19 protein-coding genes are annotated in these 24,266 nt (G+C 52.0%); 7 read left to right on the top strand and 12 right to left on the bottom strand.

From position 1 onward, the window contains the following. Both B0B12_RS05695 and B0B12_RS05690 read right to left on the bottom strand, forming a co-directional pair. Positions 1-1,629 carry an ABC transporter substrate-binding protein gene (locus tag B0B12_RS05695; protein WP_076666485.1) on the bottom strand — a complete coding sequence of 543 codons (1,629 nt, stop codon included), beginning with the start codon at positions 1,627-1,629 and terminating at the stop codon, positions 1-3. A gap of 176 nt (positions 1,630-1,805) precedes the next feature. Continuing rightward, entirely contained in the window at positions 1,806-1,991 is a 186-nt protein-coding gene (locus B0B12_RS05690; RefSeq protein WP_076666484.1) for a hypothetical protein, read from the bottom strand. A gap of 320 nt (positions 1,992-2,311) precedes the next feature. On the opposite strand from B0B12_RS05690, the gene B0B12_RS05685 reads away from it, so the two are divergent. Both B0B12_RS05685 and B0B12_RS05680 read left to right on the top strand, forming a co-directional pair. Then, entirely contained in the window at positions 2,312-3,820 is a 1,509-nt protein-coding gene (locus tag B0B12_RS05685) for a hypothetical protein (protein ID WP_076666483.1), read from the top strand. A 26-nt stretch (positions 3,821-3,846) separates the two neighbouring features. Continuing rightward, on the top strand, positions 3,847-5,175 hold the full coding sequence (locus tag B0B12_RS05680; RefSeq protein WP_076666482.1) for an MFS transporter: 1,329 nt from the start codon (positions 3,847-3,849) through the stop codon (positions 5,173-5,175). A 269-nt stretch (positions 5,176-5,444) separates the two neighbouring features. Here B0B12_RS05680 and B0B12_RS05675 read toward each other — a convergent pair whose 3' ends face one another. Both B0B12_RS05675 and B0B12_RS05670 read right to left on the bottom strand, forming a co-directional pair. After that, positions 5,445-7,106, bottom strand: a complete 1,662-nt coding sequence (locus B0B12_RS05675) for an amidohydrolase (protein ID WP_076666481.1) — start codon at positions 7,104-7,106, stop codon at positions 5,445-5,447. Between the two features lie 9 nt (positions 7,107-7,115). Beyond that, positions 7,116-7,889, bottom strand: a complete 774-nt coding sequence (locus tag B0B12_RS05670) for an AMP nucleosidase (protein ID WP_076666480.1) — start codon at positions 7,887-7,889, stop codon at positions 7,116-7,118. Positions 7,890-7,977: 88 nt separating this feature from the next. On the opposite strand from B0B12_RS05670, the gene B0B12_RS05665 reads away from it, so the two are divergent. After that, on the top strand, positions 7,978-8,430 hold the full coding sequence (locus tag B0B12_RS05665; RefSeq protein WP_076666479.1) for a type I restriction enzyme HsdR N-terminal domain-containing protein: 453 nt from the start codon (positions 7,978-7,980) through the stop codon (positions 8,428-8,430). A 34-nt stretch (positions 8,431-8,464) separates the two neighbouring features. On the opposite strand, the gene B0B12_RS05660 is transcribed toward B0B12_RS05665, so the two are convergent. The 3 genes from B0B12_RS05660 to B0B12_RS05650 all read right to left on the bottom strand — a co-directional run bounded on the left by B0B12_RS05660 (position 8,465) and on the right by B0B12_RS05650 (position 12,732). Next, positions 8,465-10,342, bottom strand: a complete 1,878-nt coding sequence (locus B0B12_RS05660) for an LTA synthase family protein (protein ID WP_076666478.1) — start codon at positions 10,340-10,342, stop codon at positions 8,465-8,467. 172 nt (positions 10,343-10,514) lie between these two features. Then, on the bottom strand, positions 10,515-11,627 hold the full coding sequence (gene ald, locus B0B12_RS05655; protein ID WP_076666477.1) for an alanine dehydrogenase: 1,113 nt from the start codon (positions 11,625-11,627) through the stop codon (positions 10,515-10,517). Between the two features lie 322 nt (positions 11,628-11,949). Then, positions 11,950-12,732, bottom strand: coding sequence for a DUF1573 domain-containing protein (locus tag B0B12_RS05650; protein ID WP_076666476.1), 783 nt, complete (start codon positions 12,730-12,732; stop codon positions 11,950-11,952). A gap of 189 nt (positions 12,733-12,921) precedes the next feature. On the opposite strand from B0B12_RS05650, the gene B0B12_RS05645 reads away from it, so the two are divergent. Then, the gene (locus B0B12_RS05645) at positions 12,922-15,330 is read left to right on the top strand and encodes an alpha-ketoacid dehydrogenase subunit alpha/beta (RefSeq protein WP_076666475.1); all 2,409 of its coding nucleotides are present in this window, start codon (positions 12,922-12,924) and stop codon (positions 15,328-15,330) included. A gap of 255 nt (positions 15,331-15,585) precedes the next feature. Here the strand turns inward: B0B12_RS05645 and B0B12_RS05640 are convergent, their stop codons facing one another. Further along, the gene (locus B0B12_RS05640; protein ID WP_076666474.1) at positions 15,586-16,200 is read right to left on the bottom strand and encodes a hypothetical protein; all 615 of its coding nucleotides are present in this window, start codon (positions 16,198-16,200) and stop codon (positions 15,586-15,588) included. Between the two features lie 74 nt (positions 16,201-16,274). Here B0B12_RS05640 and B0B12_RS05635 point away from each other — a divergent pair, with 74 nt between their 5' ends. Both B0B12_RS05635 and B0B12_RS05630 read left to right on the top strand, forming a co-directional pair. Continuing rightward, positions 16,275-17,270 carry an acyl-CoA synthetase family protein gene (locus B0B12_RS05635; RefSeq protein WP_076666473.1) on the top strand — a complete coding sequence of 332 codons (996 nt, stop codon included), beginning with the start codon at positions 16,275-16,277 and terminating at the stop codon, positions 17,268-17,270. A gap of 34 nt (positions 17,271-17,304) precedes the next feature. Continuing rightward, on the top strand, positions 17,305-18,231 hold the full coding sequence (locus B0B12_RS05630; protein WP_076666472.1) for a zinc-dependent peptidase: 927 nt from the start codon (positions 17,305-17,307) through the stop codon (positions 18,229-18,231). An 85-nt stretch (positions 18,232-18,316) separates the two neighbouring features. Here B0B12_RS05630 and B0B12_RS05625 read toward each other — a convergent pair whose 3' ends face one another. Both B0B12_RS05625 and B0B12_RS05620 read right to left on the bottom strand, forming a co-directional pair. Then, positions 18,317-19,483: a sigma-54-dependent transcriptional regulator gene (locus B0B12_RS05625; RefSeq protein ID WP_076666471.1), complete on the bottom strand. Its 1,167-nt coding sequence runs from the start codon at positions 19,481-19,483 to the stop codon at positions 18,317-18,319. Between the two features lie 125 nt (positions 19,484-19,608). Then, positions 19,609-20,505, bottom strand: a complete 897-nt coding sequence (locus tag B0B12_RS05620) for a transglutaminase domain-containing protein (RefSeq protein ID WP_076666470.1) — start codon at positions 20,503-20,505, stop codon at positions 19,609-19,611. 296 nt (positions 20,506-20,801) lie between these two features. Here B0B12_RS05620 and B0B12_RS05615 point away from each other — a divergent pair, with 296 nt between their 5' ends. Then, a complete protein-coding gene (locus B0B12_RS05615; RefSeq protein ID WP_076666469.1) occupies positions 20,802-22,181 on the top strand; it encodes an alpha/beta hydrolase family protein in 1,380 nt (459 codons plus the stop codon). Between the two features lie 24 nt (positions 22,182-22,205). On the opposite strand, the gene B0B12_RS05610 is transcribed toward B0B12_RS05615, so the two are convergent. Next, positions 22,206-23,276 carry a hypothetical protein gene (locus B0B12_RS05610; protein WP_076667706.1) on the bottom strand — a complete coding sequence of 357 codons (1,071 nt, stop codon included), beginning with the start codon at positions 23,274-23,276 and terminating at the stop codon, positions 22,206-22,208. Between the two features lie 137 nt (positions 23,277-23,413). Further along, the gene (locus B0B12_RS05605) at positions 23,414-24,205 is read right to left on the bottom strand and encodes an FRG domain-containing protein (RefSeq protein ID WP_076666468.1); all 792 of its coding nucleotides are present in this window, start codon (positions 24,203-24,205) and stop codon (positions 23,414-23,416) included. Positions 24,206-24,266: the final 61 nt, after the last annotated feature.

The following is a 24,266-nucleotide window of genomic DNA, read 5'->3' as shown; positions in this document are numbered from 1 at the left end:
TCAAGGCTTAAGCATAAACGAACTCAGGTCGTAGTAAGGACGCACACCTGATACCTTTGTGTTCGTGAACCTGTTGTGTATAGCTATGCGCTCTTTTCTGAAATAGAGCGGTAGAAAAGCGGCTTCCTCCTGCATAATTTCCTGCAGCCTGTGCAGCGACCTGGCTTTATCAGCTTCGCTTTCAGCTTCGTTTATCTGATCCAGAAGCCGGTCGCTTTCAGGTGTGCCAAACCCTGTGGAATTGAGCCCGCCCGGTCCGGAAAAACTGGTGTGAAACAGCGGCTTGAAATTGAAAACAAACGGATTACCCGAGATGCCCCTGAAGTGCATGTCATAATCCCGCTGGTCTATCCGCTGGCTGTAAACATTCCCCTCCAGCGGCAACAAAGTGACAGGTATACCGGCCTTTCCTGCATGTTGCTGAAAGATAAGGGCCATTTGCTCATACGCCGTATTGCCTGCCCTGTAGAGCAGTTCAATGCGCAGGTCTTCCCGCTGGCCATTGATGTTCCGGTACCAGCCGTTCTGCTCCTGTATCCAGCCGGCAGCTTTCAGCAGTGTGGTCGCTTGTGTTGGGTCGTATGGGCGGGGTTGCAACTGTGGATGATACAGGTCTTTTCGGTCAGGAGGTATAGGGCCCACCGTTGGCGTCGCGTACGATTGCTGGCTCACCCGGATCATAGCCGGCACGTCCAGCAAGTGAGCGATGGCCTGCCGGGTACGTTTGTCGCGGAACTTGGGAGCCCGTGAGTTGATGGCAGCGTAGATCAGGTCGTAGCCCTGCGGGGTATGGAGGTCGTAGTTTTTCAGGAAGTTTTCATCCTGCCGGAGCTGCTCGAATTCGTTGACAGGGATATTGTCCAGTACATCAAGCTGGGAGTTTTTGAGCGCCAGCAGCGCGGTGGTGTTGTCCGGGATAATCTGAAAGTTGATTTGTGCTGGGTGGGCAGTCAGGTGGCTAACCACATTTCCTGTGTTTTTTCCCCACCAGTTTTCTTTCCGTTTTAGCACGATGTGTTGGCCCGGAGCCCACTCCGCTACCTCGTAGCCAGCGCTGCCTTGCAACAATGCTTTGTTTTCGGGTGAGCCTAAACTGTTGCAGCGTGTAGCCACAGCCCTTGTACGATCTGTGTTATATTGGGTACTGTCAGCCGTGGACCAGGCCTGTAGAGGTATGGTATTGTATACCTGTTGAGGATCCAGCAGATAGGAAGGCAGGATAAAAAAGTCGCCGGTCAGGAGCTGCATTTCAGGTGTGTAGCCCCGGCATACGAGCGTGAACCTGCTGGGGTCAGCAGAATTAAGCTTTATGTCCTGGATGAACTCTAGTTGTGAGCGGATATTCTCATTCCGGACGTAAGGTGACTTTAACACCTTCAGCGTAAAAGCCACGTCTTGTGCAGTAACGGGGCTTCCGTCAGGCCATTCGGCTTCGGGGCGCAGTTGGTAGTGGAAAAAAGTAAGCGAGTCCTTGCGCTCCACTTCCGGAAAAGCGGAGGCAAGGCCTGGCTTCAATTCGTTATCTTCAAGATCTACGGTCAGCAGGCTATGATAAAGCAGATTGATGATCTGCAAAGCTTCCAGCGAGGTATAGCCAATGGGACTCAGACTCCCCGGATCTATAGCCAAACGAAGGCGTACTTCATCGGGCTGCCTTGCTGGCTGACCGCAAAAATTTAATAGTAGTAGAAGTAAGGAAAATAGAAATGCCTGGGTTTTCCGCATTATTTTTTGTGCCCTTTATCCATTATCAGACAATGGCAATATAGGGAAAATGAAGCAATTCTCAAGAATGACCCGAAAGCCTATTTCTCAATATTAACCCATGTACCTGAACCACCCATGGCATTCATGGTTTCAGTCGTGCTCGGAGTAGTGGAAGTTGTAGATGTGGTGCTGGTGGTAGTCGCGTTCTGATCCTGATCTTTTGTAGTTTCAGTTGGTGTGCCTAACAGAACATTCAGGATGATGGTGATGATGATAGTTGCCATGATTTTTAGGGTTAAATCGGTTTATAGTGTAACAAAGATTCACACAGTTGGCTTGAAAAGAAAAGAAAGTTTTAGTAAAAAGGTAACTATCAATTAAATAATATTTTATATAAACATTTTTATAAATAATATAAAACTATTGCTTTTAGTTTTAATATTCATATATTACTATCTAATAAATTTAAAAAAGGTAACTTAGTTGTGTTACTTTATGTCAAAATAAGGTAGAAAATACTCAGGTTTAGCGTTAAAAAGGGCTCCAAGAGTGTTTGAAAGGCTAACGGATTTCTAATATATAGAGTTTTTAGTTAATCTTTTACATGAAAGAAGTAAAAAAATTGATTGACATTGTTCTTTCCTGTAGTCAGGCAGAAACCGCGCTGCTGGACATGCCCAAGCAGAGTGTGAAGGAGAAGAAATTTATAGAAGGCATACAGCTAGGAAAATACACCTCTGATAAGCAGGCAGCAAAAGATCTGTATGATGCTAACCCCAATGATGTGAGGTATAAAATGCTAAAGCATCGGGTTAAAAAGAAGCTTTTCAATGAGCTAAATTATGTGGATCCGCAAAAAGTCACAGCCAATCATGTACGCCAGAAGGAAATACAGTGCAACAGCTTGATCTACCAGGCAAACATTGTGCGAGCCCGCTACGAGTTTGACCTGGTTATAAGCCTGGCCAGTAAGGCACTGCTGATAGCACAAGAGTTTGACTTTACTGATTTGAAAGTATCTGCGCTGGAACTGCTGAGCCTAAGTTACTCGGAACAGGGTTTTATAAAGAAGTTCACAGCTGCTCAAGAAGAGCTTAAGACGGCCATGAGCCACTTCGTAATGGAAAGGGAAGCCGTCTCTACGTTTCAGCATGCCACTGTTCAGCTGCGCAAGTCAACTAAGACCAGAAAAGAGTTTTTGCCACATCTGCCGGAAATTATCGAGAAGCTGGAGAGATTATGGAAGGGGTCCGACACATTCAGCTCCTACTATGCTTACTATCGGACTTACATCTGGTACCATGAGCTTGAAGGAAACTTTAAGGAAATCATTGCAATAACGGTAGATGCCCTGAGTCTGGTTGACCGTAATAAAATCAACGTGCACCGTTTCGATCTGACCTACAATAACTTCATCATGGTATACGCTCACTTGAGAGCCAAGGACTATATCGATGGATTGGCATATGCTGAAAAGAATTTGCAACTGTACAACCCGACTTCAGTCAACTGGTTTTCTTATATGGAAAACTACTTTTTGCTGGCAGTACACGCCCAGCAATATGAATTAGGAGACATCCTGCAGCGAAAAATATTCGATAATTCTTCTTTTCACATCATCCCTACCAGCGCCAAAGAACGCTGGGTGTTGTATCGTTCCTATTTCAGGTTGGTGTACCCGCAGGCGACTGTTCCGGAAGGGGAGGCCAACAATCCTTACCTGCTTTCGCTGCCGGAGTATAGCAAAGACAAACTGGGCTTCAATGTGGCCATTCTCACACTGCAGTTCATCTACCTGCTCGAGCGCGGGGAGACAGAAGCACTCCTGTACCGTATTGAAAGCATTAAGAAATATGTGTCCACGCACTTAAAAGATGCCTTTAGCCTGCGTAGTAAGCTTTTCCTAAAACTGCTGGTATTGACCGTAACGGAGGACTACGATGCAGAGATGTGCCGGACGAAAGGGGAATCACTTTACAAGAAATTGATGGATACGCCCGCACCCGGAGATGCCTACGCAGAGATCGAGATCGTCCCGTATGAGCATTTGTGGGACCTGATTCTGCAGATTTTGGCAAAGGCTGAGGCGACTGCAAAAGTGCGCACCCGCTAAGTGAATATTTTTGCTATATTTCAGCTATGCAAAAAAATAACCCCACCATTACCAGAGCCTGGTGCGTGTATGATTGGGCCAACTCGGTGTACTCGCTCGTTATTATTTCTACGATCTTTCCGATCTACTACAGCGCGGTCTCCAAACATCCGAGCACGGGCTCTACCCTGGTTAATTTCTTTGGGTTTGAGCTGCAGAGTTCGGTTTTGTTTTCCTACGCTGTTTCGGGTTCGTTTCTGCTGATCGTGCTCATGAACCCCTTCCTGACGGCCATAGCAGACTATAGTGGACGGAAGAAGTTGTTCATGCAGCTGTTTTGTTACGTGGGCTCTATTTCCTGTGCCAGCCTGTACTTCTTTACCAGGGAGACGTTCTCTATCTCCGTCGTACTGTTCATGCTCGCCTCCATCGGTTTTACGGGTAGCATTGTGTTTTACAACTCATACCTGCCCGAGATCGCCACTGAAGACCAGTATGACCGCCTGAGCGCCCGTGGGTTTGCGATGGGCTATGTAGGCAGCGTGCTGTTGCTGCTCTTTAACCTGGCCATGATCCTGAAGCCCGGATGGTTTGGCATTGCCGCCGACAACACCAGTCTGGCACCACGCATCGCTTTTCTGACCACCGGCCTTTGGTGGTTTGGCTTTGCACAGTATACTTTTTACCACTTGCCTGCCAATGTGTACCAGAAAAACCCCCAGGGCAGTTGGGTGCTGAATGGCGTGAAGGAGCTCAAAAAAGTGCTGAACCAGGTAAAGGAGCTGCGACTGCTCAAGCGCTACCTGCTGGCTTATTTCTTTTTTAACATGGGGGTGCAGACCGTGATGTATGTGGCCACCATTTTCGGAATAGAAGAGTTGAAACTGCCAAGTGACAACCTGATCATCACCATCCTGATCATTCAACTGGTGGCCATTGCGGGTGCCTACGGCTTTGCCGCTCTTTCTAGCAGGTATGGCAACATCAGGGCCTTGATCGTCGCCGTTAGCATCTGGATCGGCATTTGCATCGCAGCTTATTTCACAAAAACTGCTTTTGAGTTTTATGTGTTGGCGGCCGTGGTAGGGTCCGTTATGGGGGGTATACAGTCGCTTTCCCGCTCGACTTACTCTAAGCTGATTCCTGCCACCACCAAAGACCACGCTTCATATTTCAGTTTCTACGACATCACCGAGAAGGTCTCCATCATGCTCGGTACGCTGGCTTATGGTGCCATTGCCCAAATTACGGGCTCTATGCGCTACAGCATACTGGCGCTGATCATTTTCTTCGCCCTCGGCCTAATCTTTCTGTCCCTGATTAAAGGCAAAATATCGCTGGAACCGCAAGGTGAAGCTGAGGCTGTGGTAAGCTAGGTATAGGAAAGGTATAGAAAACAGAAACGGCAGCCTGATTGGGCTGCCGTTTCTGTTTTTTGTCTGAATCAGGATTTTGAGATTTTCAGGATTACCGCAAAGTGTTTTAAACCGAATCTTTTATAAATAGTGAATCCTGTGAATCCTTTAATCCTGTAAATCCTGATTCAGATAGTTTTTGGTGCACGTTTCGGACAGGTCGCGACCAGTCCCTACAAGCTCTACCTTTCTAACTCCTAAACTCTCAAACTCCCCAACTCCTAAACTTTTTACTTTTTGTATACCTCTACACCATTCACATAGGTGCGGAGTACTTGCAAACCGCGCATCTGGTCGTTTGGTATTTTCATCAGGTCGCGGTCTACTAGAATGAAGTCGGCGAACTTGCCGGGCTCGATGCTGCCTTTTTCCTTCTCCTCAAAAGCGGCTTTTGCAGCCCAGATCGTCATACCACGCAAGGCTTCTTCGCGGCTCAGGGCATTTTCCATCTGGAATCCGCCTTCCGGCCAGTTCTCACCATCCTGACGCGCTACTGCGGCATGGAAGCCATAAATCGGGTTGATATCTTCTACCGGGAAATCACTGCCCAGCGGGATGTAACCGTTCTGGTCGAGTAGTTGCTTGAAGGGGTAGGCGTGTGCGATGCGTTCCTTGCCCAGGCGGTCACCCGCCCAGTACATGTCGGATGTGGCATGCGTCGGTTGCACAGAAGGCAGCACGCTATACCTGCCAAACTTGTCCATGTCAGCAGGGTTGATGATCTGGGAGTGCTCAATGCGCCAGCGCTTGTCGTTCTTCTCCTTCAGCACCTCTCCGTAGATGTCGAGCAGCAGACGGTTGGCCGAGTCGCCAATGGCGTGAGTATTCATCTGAAAACCGTGTTGGTTCATCAGCGCTGCCAGAGTACGGAACTCCTGCTCAGAAGCCAGCAGGAAACCATAATGGCCATGCTTATCACTATAAGGTTTAAGGAGGCTGGCACCACGTGAGCCCAGTGCGCCATCGGAGTATACCTTGAAAGAGCGCACATTCAGGCGGTCTGTCTTATAAGGTCCGTTCGCAAAGTAATGGTCCTGGTTTGTTTTGCCGGGGTTCATCATGGCATACACGCGCATACGCAGGTCACCACTCTTGTGCATGGCATCCATCAGGTCGACGGTCGATTTGTCGAGACCGGCATCGGCTACCGAGGTGAGGCCCACCGCAAAGCAATTCTTCTCAGCATTGATCAGCGCCTGACGCTGTTCCTGCTCGTCGGGTGCCGGTATTTTGGAGCTCACCAGGTCAATGGCGTTGTCCACCAGAATACCGGTCATCTTGCCGCCTTCCACTTCCACCAATCCGCCTACCATCTTGGTCTGCGGTGTAATGCCGGCCAGATCCAAAGCTTTCTGGTTTACCAGCGCAGCATGACCGTCAATGCGGGTGAGGATGATGGGCGTGTCCGGGAAGAGCTGGTCCAGGGTGTCTTTGGTCGGGAATTCCTTCACGGCCCAGTCGTTTTGGTCCCAGCCGCGCCCCGTGATCCAGTCCGCCTCCGGGTAAGCCTTTTGTTGGTCCACTACCTTCTGCACCACTTCCTTAAAAGAGGTGGTACCCACCAGATCCGCTGACTGCAGTGCTAACCCATACCGGTAGAAGTGGGCGTGCCCATCAATCAGGCCCGGGTAAATGGTTTTGCCCTCGGCGTCGAGTTCTTCGGTGGCGCTATACCTGGCCCGGATATCGGCTGTCGTGCCCACGGCTACGATCTTGCCGTCCTTCACGGCAAATGCCTCGGCCTGGTCGAAATTTTCGTTCACCGTATACACGTTGCCATTGTAGACGATCAGGTCAACCGGCTCGTTGCCGGAGCTGGTGGAGTTGCAGCTGCTCAGGAGAGTGAGGCCCAGCAGGGCAGCGGCTGCAAAAGAGCGTAGTGTTTTTTTCATGTATTGTGCTTATTCGAAACGCATGTGTTTCACCGACTCACCGGAGTTGATGAGTTCGATCAGAGAATCTATACCTATACTGAGGTGCTTTTCTACATAATTAGTGGTCACGAGCTTGTCGCTTTCTGATGTCTTCACACCTTCCGGAATCATCGGGTTGTCTGACACAAGCAGCAGGGCGCCGTGCGGAATTTCGTTGATGAAACCGACAGTAAAGATCGTGGCAGTCTCCATGTCGATGCCCATGGCGCGGATCTGGCGCAGGTACTCTTTAAAGTCCTCGTCGTGCTCCCAAACGCGGCGGTTGGTGGTATAGACTGTACCGGTCCAGTAGTCCATCTCGTGTTTTTTGATCATGGACGAAACGGCTCGCTGCAGACGGAACGACGGCAGAGCCGGAATTTCTGGTGGCAAATAATCGTCGGATGTACCCTCGCCACGAATGGCCGCGATGGGCAGAATCAGGTCGCCGATGGCTGTTTTGCGCTTCAGACCGCCGCACTTGCCCAGGAACAGGGCCGCCTTTGGTTTAATGGCCGACAGCAGGTCCATCACGGTGGCCGCCATGGCGCTGCCCATACCGAAGTTGATGATGGTGATGTTGTTGGCCGTAGCCGTCTGCATCGGTTTGTCCAGGCCTTTTATCTCCACGCCGAACCGGTCGGCGAACATACGCACATAATTGATAAAGTTAGTGAGCAGGATATACTCGCCAAATTCGTCCAAAGGTACACCGGTATACCTTGGTAACCAGTCGCCTACAATTTCTTCTTTGGTCTTCATGTTTTAAATATAAGTAATTAGGTATAAAAAAGCCGCCTTCGCAAGGGAGTTTGCTGGGGCGGAGGCTCTAAAATCGGTAAATTGCGGTATGGAAATGCTGAACTTACCGACGTTTGACTACAAAATTAAGCATTCTGGCGCTAATGTCATGATATTTGATGCGCTGCGCCGGAAATATGTGCTGCTAACGCCGGAAGAATGGGTGCGGCAGCACTTTGTGCATTTCCTGATCGGCACGCACCGCTATCCGAAAAGCCTTATCAGTATTGAACGGGGCACCACCTACAACAAGTTGCAGAAACGCACTGATATGTGCGTGTACGATCAATCCGGCAAACCTTACCTGCTGGTGGAGTGCAAAGCCGCGCATGTGCCCATTACGCAGGAGGTGGTTAGGCAGGTGTCGGTTTACAACCAGGTGCTGCAGGCCAGGTATGTGGTCATCACCAACGGCCTGGAGCACTACTGCTGGGAAGTTGATTTCGAGACGCGTCAATTTACACCCCTGCAAGGTATACCGAGTTTCGAGGCCGAGGTATAGCCACCTTCACAAGGTATAGCTACCACCTATCCAACTATTTTTCCCGTTGCCAGAAGTATAAGTCGTTTGCTACCATTTTGTTTTTGAAGTACTGCACGTAAGCTTTCAATTGCGATCCGTGCTGGGCGTTGGCTTTATCGGCAGGCGCCATCTCCGGGAAGGTATAGGAACGCAGTTCGTCGGTTGCCGTCAGCTCAGCCACGCCATCCGGCTGTACCATAAAATACGAAACGCCATTGTAGAGCAGCGCATGCCCAGTGGCGGAGCTGTCGAGCACCGACTGGCCAAAGAGCATCAGGTTGTCGGTTGGCAGACGCAGGTAGTCCACCATGGTCGGCAGGATGTCGGCGTGCTGCGTTACTTTCTGCACATCCGCCTTCAACTTTTTGGCAGGATGGAAGAGCATGAGCGGCACCCGGTGGTAGCCCAGTTCGTTTTGGTACTCTGGCCGGATGCTTTTCTGGGTGTGGTCGGCCACCAGTATAAACAGCGTGTTTTCGTACCAGGGCTGCTGGGAAGCCGTCTTAAAAAACTCCCGCAAGGCATGATCGGCGTAGCCCACCGACTCGTGTATCTCCAGTTCGCCTTTTGGGAATTTGCCTTTGTACTGGGCCGGCACCGTATACGGCTGGTGAGAGCTGAGCGTGAAAACCGTACTAAAGAAGGGCTGCGGGAATTTGCTCATCTCATGCACCGTATACTGCAGGTATGGCTCGTCGAAAATGCCCCAGTTGCCATCAAAATCTGCTGCCTGGAGTTCAGACGGGTATTCATCCAGGCCAAAATAGTGCTGTATACCTGCCATCTGGGTGTATTGATTAAAACCCATCGTGCCATTGGTCGCGCCATGGAAAAAGGCTGTGGCATAGCCCGCGTTCCGCAGCAGGTGCCCGGCGCTGTACACCGTGTTAGACTGGTATGGTGACGTAATGTAAGGATCAGGCAGGAGCGAAGGCAGACCCGACAAAATGGACGGCAGCGCCTCGATGGACTTGCGGCCGTTGGCAAAGCTGTTTCGGAACAGCAATCCCTCAGTTGCTAACGAATCCAGGAAGGGGGTATAGCCTTCGCCATTATTCAGGGCGCCCACATACTCCGAGGCAAAGCTTTCCAGAATGATCAGGACCACATTTTCCTGTAGCGGCTCACCGGCAGGTATAGCATACTGGCCCGGCTTTACGGGCAGATTGGCCAGCAATTCCTCGTCAGAGGTAAAAAAATGCTTTTCTTCCAGGGTGGTCTTGCCGATGCTTCTGATAAAGGTGAAAGGCGTATTGAGCGAGAGGTGACCAAGTGACGGGTGCTCGTGCACAAACGCATGCGCCGGTCGTAAGGGTTTTAGCTGAATGCCGCCCCGTATACCTAATACCACAAACCCAGCAACCAGCAGCAGGCGCAGGTAGCGGAGCCCGAGCTTAGGTTGCTGATCAGGTATAGCAGCCGATGTAGGGTATAGCTTGAACAGCGCAATCACCAAAGCCACGAAACCAATACCCATATACCAGTAGTAGCTGGCCAGCTGCCCTAGTTGTGCTAGCACATCACCCGTGATGGTAAGCACCTCGTTGCCCGACCGACGGCCGATGAATTTGAAAAACTCCACATCCACCAGCGCCAGCGCGATGAAAGGCGCATTGGTGAGCACAAAGAGCCACCGAAGCGTCTTTTGGTAGGAGGGGTGCTGCAGATTGCCATGCGGCAGGAGCGACAGGAGTATAAAAAGCGAGTTGATGACAACGAGAGCCGCCACGTCGAAACGAAGGCCGTGCACAAATGCAAGCGCCACCTGACCGGCAGAGGCTTCGGCAAAGTGATCGAAGTTGAATATAAAGAAAACAGCCCGCAGCAAGGTATAGAGCAAAAACACAAGCCCTAAGCGCCGCAGCAGCAGTTGAAAGGAACTGTCAAACATTGTATGAAAAGCGAGTCTTAGCGTATAGGCCACCCCAGCGGCGGAGGCGGGCCGGCATTAAAACACAAAGGTATGGAAATTGGTGCGCTTTTGGTAAATGGCGGAAAAGAAGAGCGCCTTCCCGATCAGCTCAGGAAGGCGCTCTATATCATATAGTCAGGCTATACCTTGATTACAGAACAGCGTTTACTTCTGTGTAGTCCAGGTTGAAGGCTTCTGCCACACCTTTGTACACCACTTTGCCCTGCACCACGTTCAGGCCTTTCTTCAGCTCTTCGCTGTCAGCACAAGCCTTCTTCCAGCCTTTGTTAGCGAGTTGGATCGCGTAAGGCAGGGTAGCGTTGGTAAGCGCCAGTGTGGAAGTGTAAGGTACGGCACCCGGCATGTTGGCTACGCAGTAATGCACCACATCATCGATGATGAAAGTCGGATTTTCGTGCGTAGTCGGCTTGCAGGTTTCGATACAACCGCCCTGGTCAACAGCAACGTCTACCACCACAGTACCTGGACGCATTTCCTTCAGCATTTCGCGTGTGATCAGGCGAGGGGCCTTCGCACCCGGGATCAACACAGCACCAATAATTAGGTCGTGCGTCGGAAGCAGTTCGCGGATGTTGTATTCGTTAGACATGAAGGTGTTCACGTTGGCTGGCATGATATCGTCCAGGTAGCGCAGACGGGCCAGGTTCGTGTCCAGGATCGTTACATCAGCACCCATACCTGCCGCCATCTTGGCTGCATTGGTACCCACGATGCCACCACCCAGGATCATCACTTTGGCCGGACGAACACCCGGTACGCCACCTAGCAAAATGCCGCGGCCTTTCAATGGTTTCTCCAGGTACTTGGCTCCCTGCTGAATGGACATACGACCGGCAACCTCTGACATTGGTACCAGCAATGGAAGGCTTCTGTCAGCGCGCTCCACCGTTTCGTACGACAAGCAAACTGCCTTACGCTCGATCATGGCGTTGGTAAGCGGCTCATGCGAGGCGAAGTGGAAATAAGTGAACAGCAACTGATCTTCTTTGATCAGGTTGTACTCTGACTCAATCGGCTCTTTCACCTTGATGATCATTTCCGCGATGCCGTATACCTCCTCAATGTTTGGCAGGATCGTAGCGCCAGCCTGGGCATACATGTCGTCTGGAAAACCGCTGCCCTCACCGGCAGTAGCCTGTACATACACGGTGTGGCCGTTGCGCACCAGTTCCACCACGCCGGCAGGAGTTACGCCTACGCGGTTTTCGTTATTCTTGATTTCCTTTGGAACACCAATAATCATGTCGTTATTTCTTATAGTATTAGTTATTGGAAAAGCTGCGCAAATATACCATATCTATCTTGAAATAAAAGGCTAAACACAAAACCTGCTCTAACAATGTTAGAACGGCTGCAGTTGGTTGATTTAAAGTGTCTTGGAAAAGGAGAGGGGAGAGGTATAGGGCTAGGAAGCGGCGCTTTTGGGGTTGCGCCTGTCTGGCAGCGTCCGGCTACTTTGAAATTGCACCCTGCTCCGCTGGCGACTTTTTGATGGAAGGGTATAAAATGAAAAAAGGCAGCGATAGAATCACTGCCATTAGTACAAAATAAAACTATGAAAAAAACTATCTGAAAGGTACCGGCTGATTGCCCTCCCTTAACATATTCTTTTGAGCCAGACTCTCTACCACATTTGCCTTCAGCGTGAGCTTCAGGTCTGGCATTACTATATCATTCGAAACAATGGTTACTACCTCATTTTGCTCCTTTAACATCGTAGGAATATAGGTTAGTTCCAAAGTTGCCTGCTGTCCTGGTTTTATTGCCGGCTGCGAAACTTTGTAGGTCACACAGTTGCAGTTTGACTTCACGCCCTGCACCACCAGGTCCTGCCGACCGGTGTTTTTGATTGTGAACTTTGCCACGGCTTTTTGTCCTTTTTCAAGTTTTCCGAAGCTGTGTGAAGTAGTTCCAACAGCCAAACGCGGTGAATTTGCTTTTTGTTCCGGCGTGTAGCTGGTTTTTAAATCTTTTGGTCCAACCTCTCCTTTAATGAAAATAACGCCATGTGGCTGCTCGGAATTAGACACGATCGAAATAGACTTATGAAAGGGTCCCGGACGGCCGTTGCTGTTGTAAGCCGCTTTGATGACACCCGTCTTGCCCGGCATAATTGGGTCTTTGGTCCAGTCTGGGGTAGTACAGCCGCATGAAGGCTGAACTTGGGTTATAACCAGAGGCTTGTCGCCTACGTTCTTCACTACAAAATCGTGGGAAGCAATCACACCCTCGGCAAATGTGCCAAAGTCATGGGTTTCTTTCTCAATCTTTAATACGGCTTGTGCCTGAGCTGAGAATCCAGCCAGCAAGAGGCTAAGTGCCGTGAGTAAGTAAAATTTTCTGTTCATAATGCGAATTAAAGAAATTTTGCGACTTGTAAAAAGGGATTTATGCAAACAAAGATATCATTTTTTTAAATAAAAAGACAAGTCAACACGTAGGCGCGAGTCCGTCTGCGCAGTGCCTCAAATTTGATTTTAGGCCAAAAATCTGTACTTTTGAAGAGAAATTCCACAATAAGCTTACACAGACAAGACATGCAAACTGCTGAAGCATCTATAACTCAACGACTAAGCACCCAAGAGATACTTGACGACTACCGCCTTGCGTGGGAGAGCCGGCAGGCAAGCCTTGCAGGCCGAAAAGAGGTCTTCATGGGCAAAGCCAAGTTCGGTATTTTCGGAGACGGAAAAGAAGTGGCCCAGCTGGCCATGGCCAAGTTCTTCCAGAACGGCGACTTCCGCTCCGGCTACTACCGCGACCAGACCTTCATGTTTGCCATTGGCGAACTGACGCTCCAACAATATTTTGCACAGCTATACGCACACCCCGATGTTGACGCAGAGCCTTCTACAGCGGGCCGCGCCATGAACGGACACTTCGGCACCCGCCTACTTGATGAGGAGGGAAAATGGAAAAACCTGATGGAGCAGAAAAACTCCAGCTCCGACATATCACCCACTGCCTCCCAAATGCCTCGCCTGGTGGGGCTGGCCTATGCCTCCAAACTTTACCGCCAGAACCCGGAACTGCAGGGTATGCAGCAGTTTTCGGTGAACGGCAACGAGGTAGCGTTTGGTACGATCGGCAACGCCTCTACTTCAGAGGGCATGTTCTTCGAGGCCATCAACGCAGCCGGAGTGCTGCAGGTGCCGATGCTGGTATCGGTTTGGGACGATGGCTATGGTATTTCGGTGCCGGCTGAGTACCAGACCACCAAAGGCAGTATTTCAGAAATTCTGGCCGGTTTCCAGCGCAACAGCCGCGAGGAGCAGGGCTACGAGATATTTAAAGTGAAGGGCTGGGACTACCTGGCGCTTTGCGAAACCTACGAGGCAGCTGTAAAGGTATGCCGCGAAGAGCATGTGCCGGTACTGGTGCACGTAGAGGAAATGACACAGCCACAAGGACACTCTACTTCGGGATCGCACGAAAGGTATAAGTCCAAAGACCGCCTGGCCTGGGAAGCCGAAAACGACTGCCTGGTGAAGATGCGCGAATGGATGCTGAGCGTTGGCGTGGCCACGGCTGAGCAGCTAGATCAGATCGAGGCAGAAGCAAAAGAAACTGTTCGCCAGGCACGCAGCGCAGCCTGGAACGCCTTTGCCGAAGGTATAAAGGCCGACCAGGAAGAAGCGCTGCGCTTGATGGACAACCTGGCGACTGCCAGCGAGCACATCACCGAGATCGCCACTATTACGGAAGAACTGCGCAAAGTATCCGCTCCTATTCGCAGCGATGCCGTGAGAGCCGTACGCAAGGTGTTGCGCTATGTGCGCGACGAAAACAACCAAGCCAAACGCGAACTGGTAGGCTGGCTGGAGCAGACGCTGGGCGAAAATACTGATCGCTTTAACTCTTATTTATATAGCCAGTCCGACGAGGCAGCTCTGTTGGTAGAAGAAGTGAAGCCTGAGTGCGCCGAAGACGCACCGCAGGTAGACGGCCGCGAAGTACTGCAGGCTTGCTTTGATGCTATGCTGGCCCGTGACCCGCGTGTGTTTGCCATCGGCGAAGATGTGGGCCGTATCGGCGACGTAAACCAGGCCTTTGCCGGTCTGCAGGAAAAACACGGCGAGTTGCGCGTGACTGACACCGGTATACGCGAGTGCACGATCGTGGGACAAGGTATAGGCGCCGCCCTACGTGGTCTGCGTCCGATTGCCGAGATCCAGTACCTCGACTATTTATTATATGCGATCCAGATTCTGTCTGACGACGTAGCCTGTCTGCAGTACCGCACCAAAGGCGGACAGAAGGCACCATTGATCGTGCGTACCCGTGGTCACCGCCTGGAGGGTATCTGGCATTCTGGCTCTCCGATCGGTATGATCCTGAACAGCCTGAGAGGTATGCACGTGCTCGTTCCGCGCGATATGACGCAGGCAGCCGGTTTCTACAATACCTTGCTGAAGTCCGACGAGCCGGCGCTGGTGATTGAGTGCCTCAACGGCTACCGCCTGAAGGAGCGTATACCTAGCAACATCGGGGAACTGACTGTACCACTGGGTAAGCCGGAAGTGCTGAAGGAAGGTACAGACGTTACGATCGTGACCTATGGCTCTATGTGCCGCATCGTGATGGAAGCTGCCCGTCAGTTGGAGGAGTTCGGAATCTCTGCCGAGGTGATCGACGTGCAGTCGCTGCTGCCGTTTGACCTCGAGCATTCGATCACCGATTCGATCCGCAAGACCAACCGCGTTCTGTTCGCTGACGAGGACGTACCGGGAGGTGCCACTGCCTACATGATGCAGCAGGTAGTGGACGAGCAGGGTGCCTGGCGCTACCTCGACTCCAAACCGCAGTGCCTGTCAGCGCACGCACACCGACCTCCATACTCATCCGACGGCGATTACTTCTCCAAGCCAAACACGGAGGATGTATTCGAAGCGGTGTACGAGATCATGCACGAAGCAGACCCGAAAGCTTATCCGGTGATTTACTAAGTCGGACTAATTTCTGACACAGAGCATAAGGCGAGTTGCTATACCTGCAATAAAGGTATAGCAACTCGCCTTTTACCATGAAGGGGACAGTGTCTCTGCTAAGGGATAAGAATGGCCCAGGTATAGCGGCTTCCATGGCAAATTAGCAAGCTAACTTATTTCACTGGCTAGAACCCTTTCGTGCTGTAACTGCATAAAAAAGAAAAGCCCTGTACCAATCGATACAAGGCCTGGTGCATTTTCTATACCTGATTCCTACTCGCCTGTCGGCTGAAACAGCGTTATTTCGTCTGTCGTCACAGTATTGCTACGATGGGGAACGGGGGTGGTGCGGTCGTAAATAAAGATGTCGAACTTGATTACGGTACCGGGTTTGAGTAGCGCAAATTCTGATGCGTTGATCTCGTTGATGCTGTACTTGATTTCACCTTCCAAAGGCTCTGGGCGATCGTCTGCGGAAAGTCGCTGGAAGCGGCCCGAGAACTGAAAGCCAGGTACCGGGAAAGGGTAGGGCACGAAGCGGGAATTGCTCGGGTTATCGGGGTCCTGCTCTTTGATGTACATCACGGTATGAAAATTCTGTTCGAACTCAGATCCCTCATTAAATGGCGGCTGAAAATCCTGCGACTCACGGTTGCTCGAGAGGCCTAGGTTGCCGTCACCGTCCTTGAAACCAATGACCAACACAATCGAATCGCGTAAAGAGGTGATATCCGGTCTCTGAGGGAAGGGGGTGTCCACAAAATGGTACTGCTCTACGCGCCTGAACTCGATCTGAGGCACTACGTCATAGACAGGTTCTTTGCGGCAGGAGCTAAGGGCTAGCCCCAACAGCAGGCAGGCCGCACCATACTTTAGCATGTATCTCATGTGGGATCTCAGAAAATGAAGCTAAATTTACTAAATCAAACGAACAGATACAGGAATTGTTATAAATAATTTGGATGGACTTCAAAGCCCGACATCTCCAGCTTTTAGCAGCTGACCAACCCTTCAATTTTGAGAAAACTGCCCTGGCGCTGTTCAGGTACCAATCCGCGCATAACCCCGTTTACAGCGACTATCTGCAACATTTAGGACGCAGTCCGGAGTCGGTGACACGGCTGGAGGACATCCCATACCTGCCGATCGAGTTCTTCAAAACACACGAGGTGAAGACCGGCGCATTTGAGCCGGAGGTGACTTTTTACAGCAGCGGTACCACCCAGATGACCCGCAGTCGCCACCAAGTCGCCAGCCTGGATCTATACCTGCGCACCACACAGCGCATTTTCGAGTCGTTCTATGGCCCGTTGACCGACTACGTGGTGCTCGCGCTGCTGCCCTCATACCTGGAGCAGGGCGGCTCGTCGCTCGTGGCCATGGTCGATTATTTTGTGAAACAGTCGGGGCAGGAGGAGGAGGGCTTTTACCTGCGCAACCACGACCAGCTGCTGCAAACTGTCAAAGCAGCGCAACAGAAGGGAAAGAAAGTGCTGCTGATCGGGGTGTCCTACGCCTTGCTTGACTGGGCCGACGAACTGCAGGGTAGGGAAGACTTCAGCCACGTGACTATCATGGAGACCGGTGGGATGAAGGGCCGCCGCCGCGAGATGATCCGGGAAGAACTGCACACCTACCTAAAACAGGGCTTTGGTGTGGAGGCGATTCACTCAGAGTACGGCATGACGGAGCTTTTGTCGCAGGCCTATTCGCTGGGCGACGGCTTTTTCCATCCGGGCTATACCTTGCGCGTGCTTTTGCGCGACCTCAACGATCCTTTCGACATCCGGCCAGACATGCGCACAGGCGGCATCAACATCATCGACTTGGCCAATGTCGACTCCTGTGCTTTTCTCGAGACCAAAGACATCGGCAGGCTAAAGCCAGACGGCACCTTCGAAGTGCTGGGCCGCTTCGACAACTCCGATATCCGGGGTTGCAACCTGTTGGTCGTTTGACATCCAAAGTAACAATCTGACGTTTAAGCTGCCCATGGGTTATTTATTTTTTATTGCACTAGTGGCAGGTATGCTCCTGCTGTTTTACAGGTGGGCCACCCGCAAGGAGCGACATCGAAAAGAAATTCTAAAGCGAGGCTTTCCGGCCGAGTGGCGCAAGATTCTGCAGGATCGGGTGGGCTTTTACCATACCCTCAAGACTGACGAAGAAAAGGAGCGGTTTGAAAGAATGCTGCTGCTTTTTGTGTCCGAAAAGCGGATTACAGGTATAGACACCCGGGTAGACGACACCACCAAAGTGCTGGTGGGCGCCAGTGCCGTAATCCCTATTTTTGGTTTCAAGGACTGGGAGTATCATAACCTGGGCGAGGTGCTCGTGTTTCCGGGCAGCATCCACAGGTATAAGTACGAGGACAACGAAGCGGTGGCGGAGGTGCTGGGGCGCGTGAATCCTTTCCAGAACGACCATTATGTGACCTTGTCGAAGCCGGCGCTGGAGCAAGGATTTAATGACATGGCCGACCGCAAGAACGTAGGTATACACGAGTTTGCCCACATGCTCGACCAGGCCGACGGGGAGATCGACGGCGTGCCTGAAGCTTATCTGCCTGATGACCTGGTGCGACCCTGGAAAGAGCTTATGTACCGCAAAATCAGTCAGATTGAAAAGGGCAAGTCAGATATAGACGATTACGGCGCGACCAGCGAGGCGGAGTTTTTTGCGGTGGTGACCGAGTACTTTTTTGAGAAGCCCGAGCAATTGGCTGAAAAGCACCCGCGCCTGTACGAGCTGCTAACAAAGGTTTTCAAACAGAACCCCAAAAGAAGGTTCCGCATCAATTTCCGGCAACTGCTCAACCCCTATGGCAAGCGCCTGGGCCGCAACGAGCCTTGCCCTTGCGGCAGCGGGAACAAGTATAAGTACTGCTGTATGCTGAAACAGGACAAAGCGGCTGCCTGAGCCATAAAACAACAAGGCCCCAACCAATTGGTCGGGGCCTTGTGCATTAGTGAGAACAGTATAATTAGGAACAGTAAACAGTTTTTTACGCCACAGCTGGGCGGGCATAGGCTTTGGCATCTTCCAGGGTCACTTCCTGGCCACTCATGATCACGAGGCGCTCCACCACGTTGCGCAGCTCGCGCACGTTGCCGCGCCAGTCGAGTTGCTTCAGGTATTCGAGCGCATCCGGGGTAATGGTCTTGGCTTTGTTGCCGTAGTCGTTGGCGATGTCCTGCAGGAATTTCTGCACCAGATCAGGTATATCCTCGCGTCGCTCATTCAGCGGCGGCACGTGCACCAGAATCACCCCTAGGCGGTGGTACAAGTCCTCGCGGAACGTTTTGGCTTCGATCTCTTCCAAAAGGTTTTTGTTTGTTGCGGCCAGCACGCGCACATCCACTTGTATATCCTTGTCGCCGCCCACGCGCGTGATCTTGTGCTCCTGCAGGGCGCGCAGCACCTTGGCCTGTGCCGACAGGCTCATGTCGCCCACCTCGTCCAGGAAGAGGGTGCCGCCATTGGCCTGCTCAAACTTACCGATGCGCTGCTTCACGGCCGAGGTGAAAGAGCCTTTTTCGTGGCCAAACAATTCGCTCTCGATCAGTTCGCTCGGTATAGCCGCACAGTTTACCTCGATCAAAGGGCCTTGGGCGCGGTTGCTGTGCTCGTGTATGGCACGCGCCACCAGCTCTTTGCCCGATCCGTTCGGGCCCGTGATCAGCACGCGGGCATCGGTCGGGGCTACCTTTTCGATGGCTTGCTTGACGCGGCCCAGTGCTTCCGAAGTGCCCACCATTTCGTAGGTCTTCGATATTTTCTTTTTGAGGATCTTGGTTTCGGTCACCAGCTTTGACTTGTCCAGCGCATTGCGCACCGACACGAGCAGGCGGTTCAGATCCGGTGGTTTCTGTAGGAAGTCGTAGGCGCCTTTTTTGGTGGCTTCAACCGCCGTGTCGATGGTGCCGTGCGCCGAGATCATGATGAAAGGCGTGTCCGGCGCCATTTCCATGGCTCTTTCCAGCACCTCGATGCCATCCATACCTGGCATTTTGATGTCGCAGAGCACGACGTCGTATTTCGTTTTGCTGATGTGCTGCAATCCCTTCTGACCGTCCTCGGCTTCGTCTACCGTGTAGTTCTCAAACTCCAGAATCTCTTTGAGGGTGCTGCGAATGGCCCGTTCGTCATCTATAATCAGGATTTTGGGCATAGGTCTTTCGTTCGTTTTATGCTGTGGGTGGTAAGTATAGAAAATAAACAGCCGCTAATCAAGCGGCTGCAGCATTTGTACGATAAATCCAAAAAAATAGCTGTGTGGTCAGGTATAGGTTATACTCAGGAGTTGGTAAAGTTGATCACACTATAAAGTTCAGGCTCCAGAAACGGACCGCCCGGATAGCCGGCTGTGTAGTCGAAGTTGATCCAAAGCTCCCCGTTCGTTTCGTGGAAGTGGATCTTACCGCCCGTCACCTCATCCGGGAAAAGCGAGCGCACGGCATAACTTACTTTGTCCAGGTCCTCTACGGTTCCCATCTTCACTTCCGTGTACATGTGGTTGGGCGAGATCACGATGCGGGCCTCCCCGCCGATGGCCATAATAGAAGAGGCCATCAGGATGGCATAGTCGTCGCAGTCGCCAGCCAGTAGCTTGATGCTCTCGGTGGGAGGGGAGTAGTAGTCGAGACCGAGCGGGTCGTTTACGTAGCGCCAGCTGTTGCGCACGTGCTTGAAGAGCGAGAAATAGCGCACCATTTTGCCATACTTGCGGTAATACTCGTCATGGAAATAGCGGGTAGAGTGCTCCACGGCAAAGGACCGCACGGCCGGGTGGGTCGGCTGCATGGCGCTCTTCACGCGACGCTCCTGGAAATAAGTGCCTTTTACGGGCTTAAAGTAAGATACCTTGCTGGAATTGCTGGTCATGTTCACCAGCATGGCGTTGTAGTCAGCGTACAGGTTTTCTACGGTATAGTCGTCGAAGGTGCTGTTGAAGAACATGGCGCCCATGATGCCCACAAAGGTCAGCAGGATAAGCTTTTTATTGATGCTGGTCACAATCACCGAGACGATGGCCGCCAGTATCACGCACAGCAGGAAGTTCAGCTCGTAGTCGATGAAGCTGATGGGTGGAAGGTAGAAACTAATGAGGACCGCCATCGGGAACACGATGATGATCTGGATGAACCGAACTAGAAACGTAGTCAGATTAGAGAGCTTGAACAATTGCGTCATGATTCCCTGCTTTTGTGGTTTCTGGCGCCTATAGCCCTTCTGGCTTTATAAGTGCATTGTTTTTTGATCTTATACCTGTAACGCAAAATCCGGGCCTTTTTACTCACTCCTAATCCCGAAAATTTTAAATTTTTCGCTTGCGTGCCGATATGCTGATAATTTCGGCATTATTTCTCAGAATCTGAAAGCCTTTTTAGGCAAAAAGGTTAAAGTTTAGTTAAAAGCGGACATTTTGAACTTTGCCCTGCTTCAGCGTTTCATTTTACAACGTAAATTAGTCACTATTCCATCTGACTATGAAAATAACAGTTAGCTTGCTTTTCGTTTGCTGGCTCTGCGCCTGCAGTTCGGTGTGGGGACAGCATCTGCAGCGCCGACCTTTTCTGGGGGTGCAGGTGTCCGCAGTCTCAGACTCGCTGGCCAAATCCGATAAACTGCCCGGCACCCAGGGGGCTTTTGTGAGACGCGTCATCCCCAACAGCACGGCCGCTGCGCTCAAGCTGCAAGCCGGCGATGTGATCGTTCGCGTCAACGGCACGCCGGTCAACAATTTTATGGACGTGCCCGCCCTGGCCCGCCAGTTTCGCACAGGCGAGCCGCTGGCGCTCGATCTTACCCGCAAGGGCAGGCGCACCACGGTGAAGGGAAAGGTGCAACCCATGCCGTTTGAAACTGACCCGAATGCGGATGTAAGGTATGGCGAAGTGCCGTTGGCAGACAATCGCTATGCACGCTCTATCCTTAAAAAGCCGAAGGGGAAGGGACGCTTCCCGGCGGTATTCTTTGTACAGGGCTATGGCTGCAGCAGCCTGGACAATCTGCCGGCCGAAGACCCGCAGCGGCAACTGATCGACGAGCTGGTGGCCCGCGGCTATGCCGTTTTCAGAATGGACAAGCCCGGCTCCGGCGACAGCCAGGGGAGTAAGCCCTGTACCGAGATCGGTTACCAGGAAGAACTGGAGGCCTTTACTGCTGGCCTGAAGCTGCTGAAGCAGGACCCTAGCGTTGATCCGGATAATGTGTTTCTGTTCGGTCACTCGCTGGGTGGTAATACCGCGCCGCTGATGGCGGCCCGCGAGAAAGTGAAGGGCCTGATGGTGTACGGCATTACAGGCAAGCCCTGGTTCGAATATCTGCTGGAGGTATACCGCGACCAGCGCACGCTCCTGGGCACTGACTATGTGCAGGTAGACCAGGACATGCGCACGGTGGTACCTTTGCTCTACGAATTCATGATTCAGAAGAAGAAACCTGAGGAACTGGCACAGAACCCCAATTACCGGGCTGCGCTGGAGAATATTATGGACTACGACGGACAGGGGCACTTGTATGGCCGCCACTATACCTTTCTGCAAGACCTGCAGGACCTGCCTATGAACGAGGCTTGGCGCGATGCCAATGCTTATACCTTGGCTATTTACGGAGAGGCCGATGTGCCTGCCTTAGACCCGGAGGGAGCGCAGCTGGTGGTGAACCTCGTGAACAGCTACTATCCCGGTAAAGCGACCTATGCGTTTCTGCCCCGCACGGACCATGGTTTTATGGAAGTGGGCACGATGGAAGAGTACCTGAAAAGGCGTGAGAGTGCGGAAAGCGATACTTTCCAGCCCAGGTTTAATCCCAAACTGGTGGATTTGGTAGACAACTGGATGAAAGACAAACTAAAAAGAGCGTAGCTGCCAGCTACGCTCTTTTTAGTTTTACTGGTACTGGATGTACAGTGGCTTTGGGTTTAGTTTGAGAATCTCCTCCGGTGTCATCAGGCGGGAGTTGTTGCGGGTGTCGTTCTTGTAGAACACCTTGAAGCCTGTGAACTGCACTGGCTCCTTGGCGATGAAGCGACGATACGTGTCTTTCTTAAGTGCAGGCGGTCCCCAGCCGTCCATGTGCATCACAACCTGTACCTCCGGCCTTAGTTTGATGTCCTGGGAGTTCTGGATCATACGCTGCGTGAAGCGGTGCACGATCAGCAATTTAGGCGGCAGGTTATGTTCCTTCGCAATGTCAGCCAGCAGGCCGGTGGCGTAGTTGATGTCCTCGGCGTCGAAGCTGCCGATTTTCTTGCCGGGCACTTCGCCCTCCTTCATCGCAAACTCGGCGTCTATACCTAAGTGTACGTTCGGCAGCTTCAGGAACTGGGTCAGGCGTGGCAATTCTTCCGGCAGCGTGCTGCGGCCTACCTGCACGTCCAGAAACACAATGGCGTCGCGCTGTTTGGCCATTTCCAGCACATCCTCAATCATCTTGTCTGTCATGCGCAGTCGGTACTTGTCGCCACGTCCGGGGTGCCCCTGCGCCGTTACCACAATGGCGTGCAGGGCGGGCTGCACCGGCGTCAGTGAATCGGCTTTGGTCCAGTTAGCTACTTCTGCGTCCAGACGGCTGAGCATTTCCTCCACCGGGTATTCGCCCAGTATCCCCATGCGCTTCGACAGCGGGTTGCCATAATAGGCCAGAATACGCTTGTGCGGCAGAATGGCACCCGGCAGCGGCTCGGGTCCAGGGTATACAACGGGCGTCACCGCAGTAGTGTCTGTCTTTACTGCGACAGTTGGTGTCTGTGCTGCCAGCGTGTCTGTAGAGGCCGTACTGGTGCTGTCGGTTGGCTGCGCCGGCACTGTGTAGTTTTCAGCGGAGGCTGGCAGTGTGGCTGAGTGGACTTCCTTATCCTGAGTGCAGGAGGCAGAGCCAAGTAGCAGGGTGGCCGCAAGCACGGCAGCGGCAGGTTTCAGGTGTTTTTTTAGGGAGTAGGGAGGTAAGTGATTCAGCATGAAGCGTTTGATTGCTTCATGTGTACGGGGCAAAAAGGGGTTCATGTCTCAGGTATACGTAATCAGTGTAAATATCTATTAAAGTATAGATATTTCATGAGGATACAGCGCCTGAGCCTCCTTTTTTAGTAAAAAACTTATTCGTGGGTGTAATGCCGCTTCAGCCATTGGCTCAGACCCTGCAAACCCGGAAAGAGCACCCGCTCGGTGATGTTGGCCTGGTCCAGCTTGTCCCGAATCTCCCACTTGAGCCCAGCCGGTATAATGACTTTGAAATACAGTTCGGGGTGTTGCTCCAGCCACTGGCTCATATTGGCTCTCGCATTCGACATAAGCGAGAACAGGGCGTACTGGTGCACAATGCGCTCGTCCAGCGATGGCGGTTCCAGAAACACCACAAACTCCTCTGGCTGCAACAGGGAGAGCTCTTTGAGTGATGAGCAGACGGGCTGCAGGATCTCGGGCGTGAACACGTTGGAGCCTTCTTCCTTGATGGCAGTCTGGAGCTTTAATGGCAGGAAATCATTGGCCTTTACGTAATCCACACACCAGATGGCGCCGTCTTCGTGGTAGCTGTCCAGGTTTTGGGTGGCAAAGTGAAGCGCTACGTAGGGCGAGTAGGTCCAGTCGAGCAGGCGGGTCGGGAGGCCATGATGCTGTGCCACGGCCAGCCAGTTCCAGACCGAGTCGCCGGGCGCGGCGTTGCTGTGGGCATACTTCCGGAAGTTGCGCAGAATGTGCGGCTCTAATTCGTGGTAGCGGCTCCCCAGTCGGGTGAGGCTGGTGCTCAGGTCATAGCCCTTGCTCCAACTGCCGCGGTATACATATGAGGAGCGGAAGCGCTTGATGTGCTCGTTCCAGCTATGATCAAACAAAGCGGACTGCACTTCAGCCCAGCTGTTAACTATAATTTCGTTTCCGTTTTCCATGCAATCTTTTTGCTGTCTAGAAGTAGCAGGCGGCGGGGTTGCTGATAAGTGTATACCTGAC

The organism is Pontibacter indicus, from assembly GCF_900156345.1.
In the GTDB taxonomy this organism is placed as follows: domain Bacteria; phylum Bacteroidota; class Bacteroidia; order Cytophagales; family Hymenobacteraceae; genus Pontibacter; species Pontibacter indicus.
This window is presented reverse-complemented; position numbering and strand designations above follow the sequence as displayed.

What these genes read in the sequence shown, in the direction of transcription:
- B0B12_RS05690 (WP_076666484.1), bottom strand. Translation starts at nt 1,991, where the DNA reads ATGGCAACTATCATCATCACCATCATCCTGAATGTTCTGTTAGGCACA.
- B0B12_RS05685 (WP_076666483.1), top strand. Translation starts at nt 2,312, where the DNA reads ATGAAAGAAGTAAAAAAATTGATTGACATTGTTCTTTCCTGTAGTCAG.
- B0B12_RS05680 (WP_076666482.1), top strand. Translation starts at nt 3,847, where the DNA reads ATGCAAAAAAATAACCCCACCATTACCAGAGCCTGGTGCGTGTATGAT.
- B0B12_RS05675 (WP_076666481.1), bottom strand. Translation starts at nt 7,106, where the DNA reads ATGAAAAAAACACTACGCTCTTTTGCAGCCGCTGCCCTGCTGGGCCTC.
- B0B12_RS05670 (WP_076666480.1), bottom strand. Translation starts at nt 7,889, where the DNA reads ATGAAGACCAAAGAAGAAATTGTAGGCGACTGGTTACCAAGGTATACC.
- B0B12_RS05665 (WP_076666479.1), top strand. Translation starts at nt 7,978, where the DNA reads ATGGAAATGCTGAACTTACCGACGTTTGACTACAAAATTAAGCATTCT.
- B0B12_RS05660 (WP_076666478.1), bottom strand. Translation starts at nt 10,342, where the DNA reads ATGTTTGACAGTTCCTTTCAACTGCTGCTGCGGCGCTTAGGGCTTGTG.
- ald (WP_076666477.1), bottom strand. Translation starts at nt 11,627, where the DNA reads ATGATTATTGGTGTTCCAAAGGAAATCAAGAATAACGAAAACCGCGTA.
- B0B12_RS05650 (WP_076666476.1), bottom strand. Translation starts at nt 12,732, where the DNA reads ATGAACAGAAAATTTTACTTACTCACGGCACTTAGCCTCTTGCTGGCT.
- B0B12_RS05645 (WP_076666475.1), top strand. Translation starts at nt 12,922, where the DNA reads ATGCAAACTGCTGAAGCATCTATAACTCAACGACTAAGCACCCAAGAG.
- B0B12_RS05640 (WP_076666474.1), bottom strand. Translation starts at nt 16,200, where the DNA reads ATGAGATACATGCTAAAGTATGGTGCGGCCTGCCTGCTGTTGGGGCTA.
- B0B12_RS05635 (WP_076666473.1), top strand. Translation starts at nt 16,275, where the DNA reads ATGGACTTCAAAGCCCGACATCTCCAGCTTTTAGCAGCTGACCAACCC.
- B0B12_RS05630 (WP_076666472.1), top strand. Translation starts at nt 17,305, where the DNA reads ATGGGTTATTTATTTTTTATTGCACTAGTGGCAGGTATGCTCCTGCTG.
- B0B12_RS05625 (WP_076666471.1), bottom strand. Translation starts at nt 19,483, where the DNA reads ATGCCCAAAATCCTGATTATAGATGACGAACGGGCCATTCGCAGCACC.
- B0B12_RS05620 (WP_076666470.1), bottom strand. Translation starts at nt 20,505, where the DNA reads ATGACGCAATTGTTCAAGCTCTCTAATCTGACTACGTTTCTAGTTCGG.
- B0B12_RS05615 (WP_076666469.1), top strand. Translation starts at nt 20,802, where the DNA reads ATGAAAATAACAGTTAGCTTGCTTTTCGTTTGCTGGCTCTGCGCCTGC.
- B0B12_RS05610 (WP_076667706.1), bottom strand. Translation starts at nt 23,276, where the DNA reads ATGCTGAATCACTTACCTCCCTACTCCCTAAAAAAACACCTGAAACCT.
- B0B12_RS05605 (WP_076666468.1), bottom strand. Translation starts at nt 24,205, where the DNA reads ATGGAAAACGGAAACGAAATTATAGTTAACAGCTGGGCTGAAGTGCAG.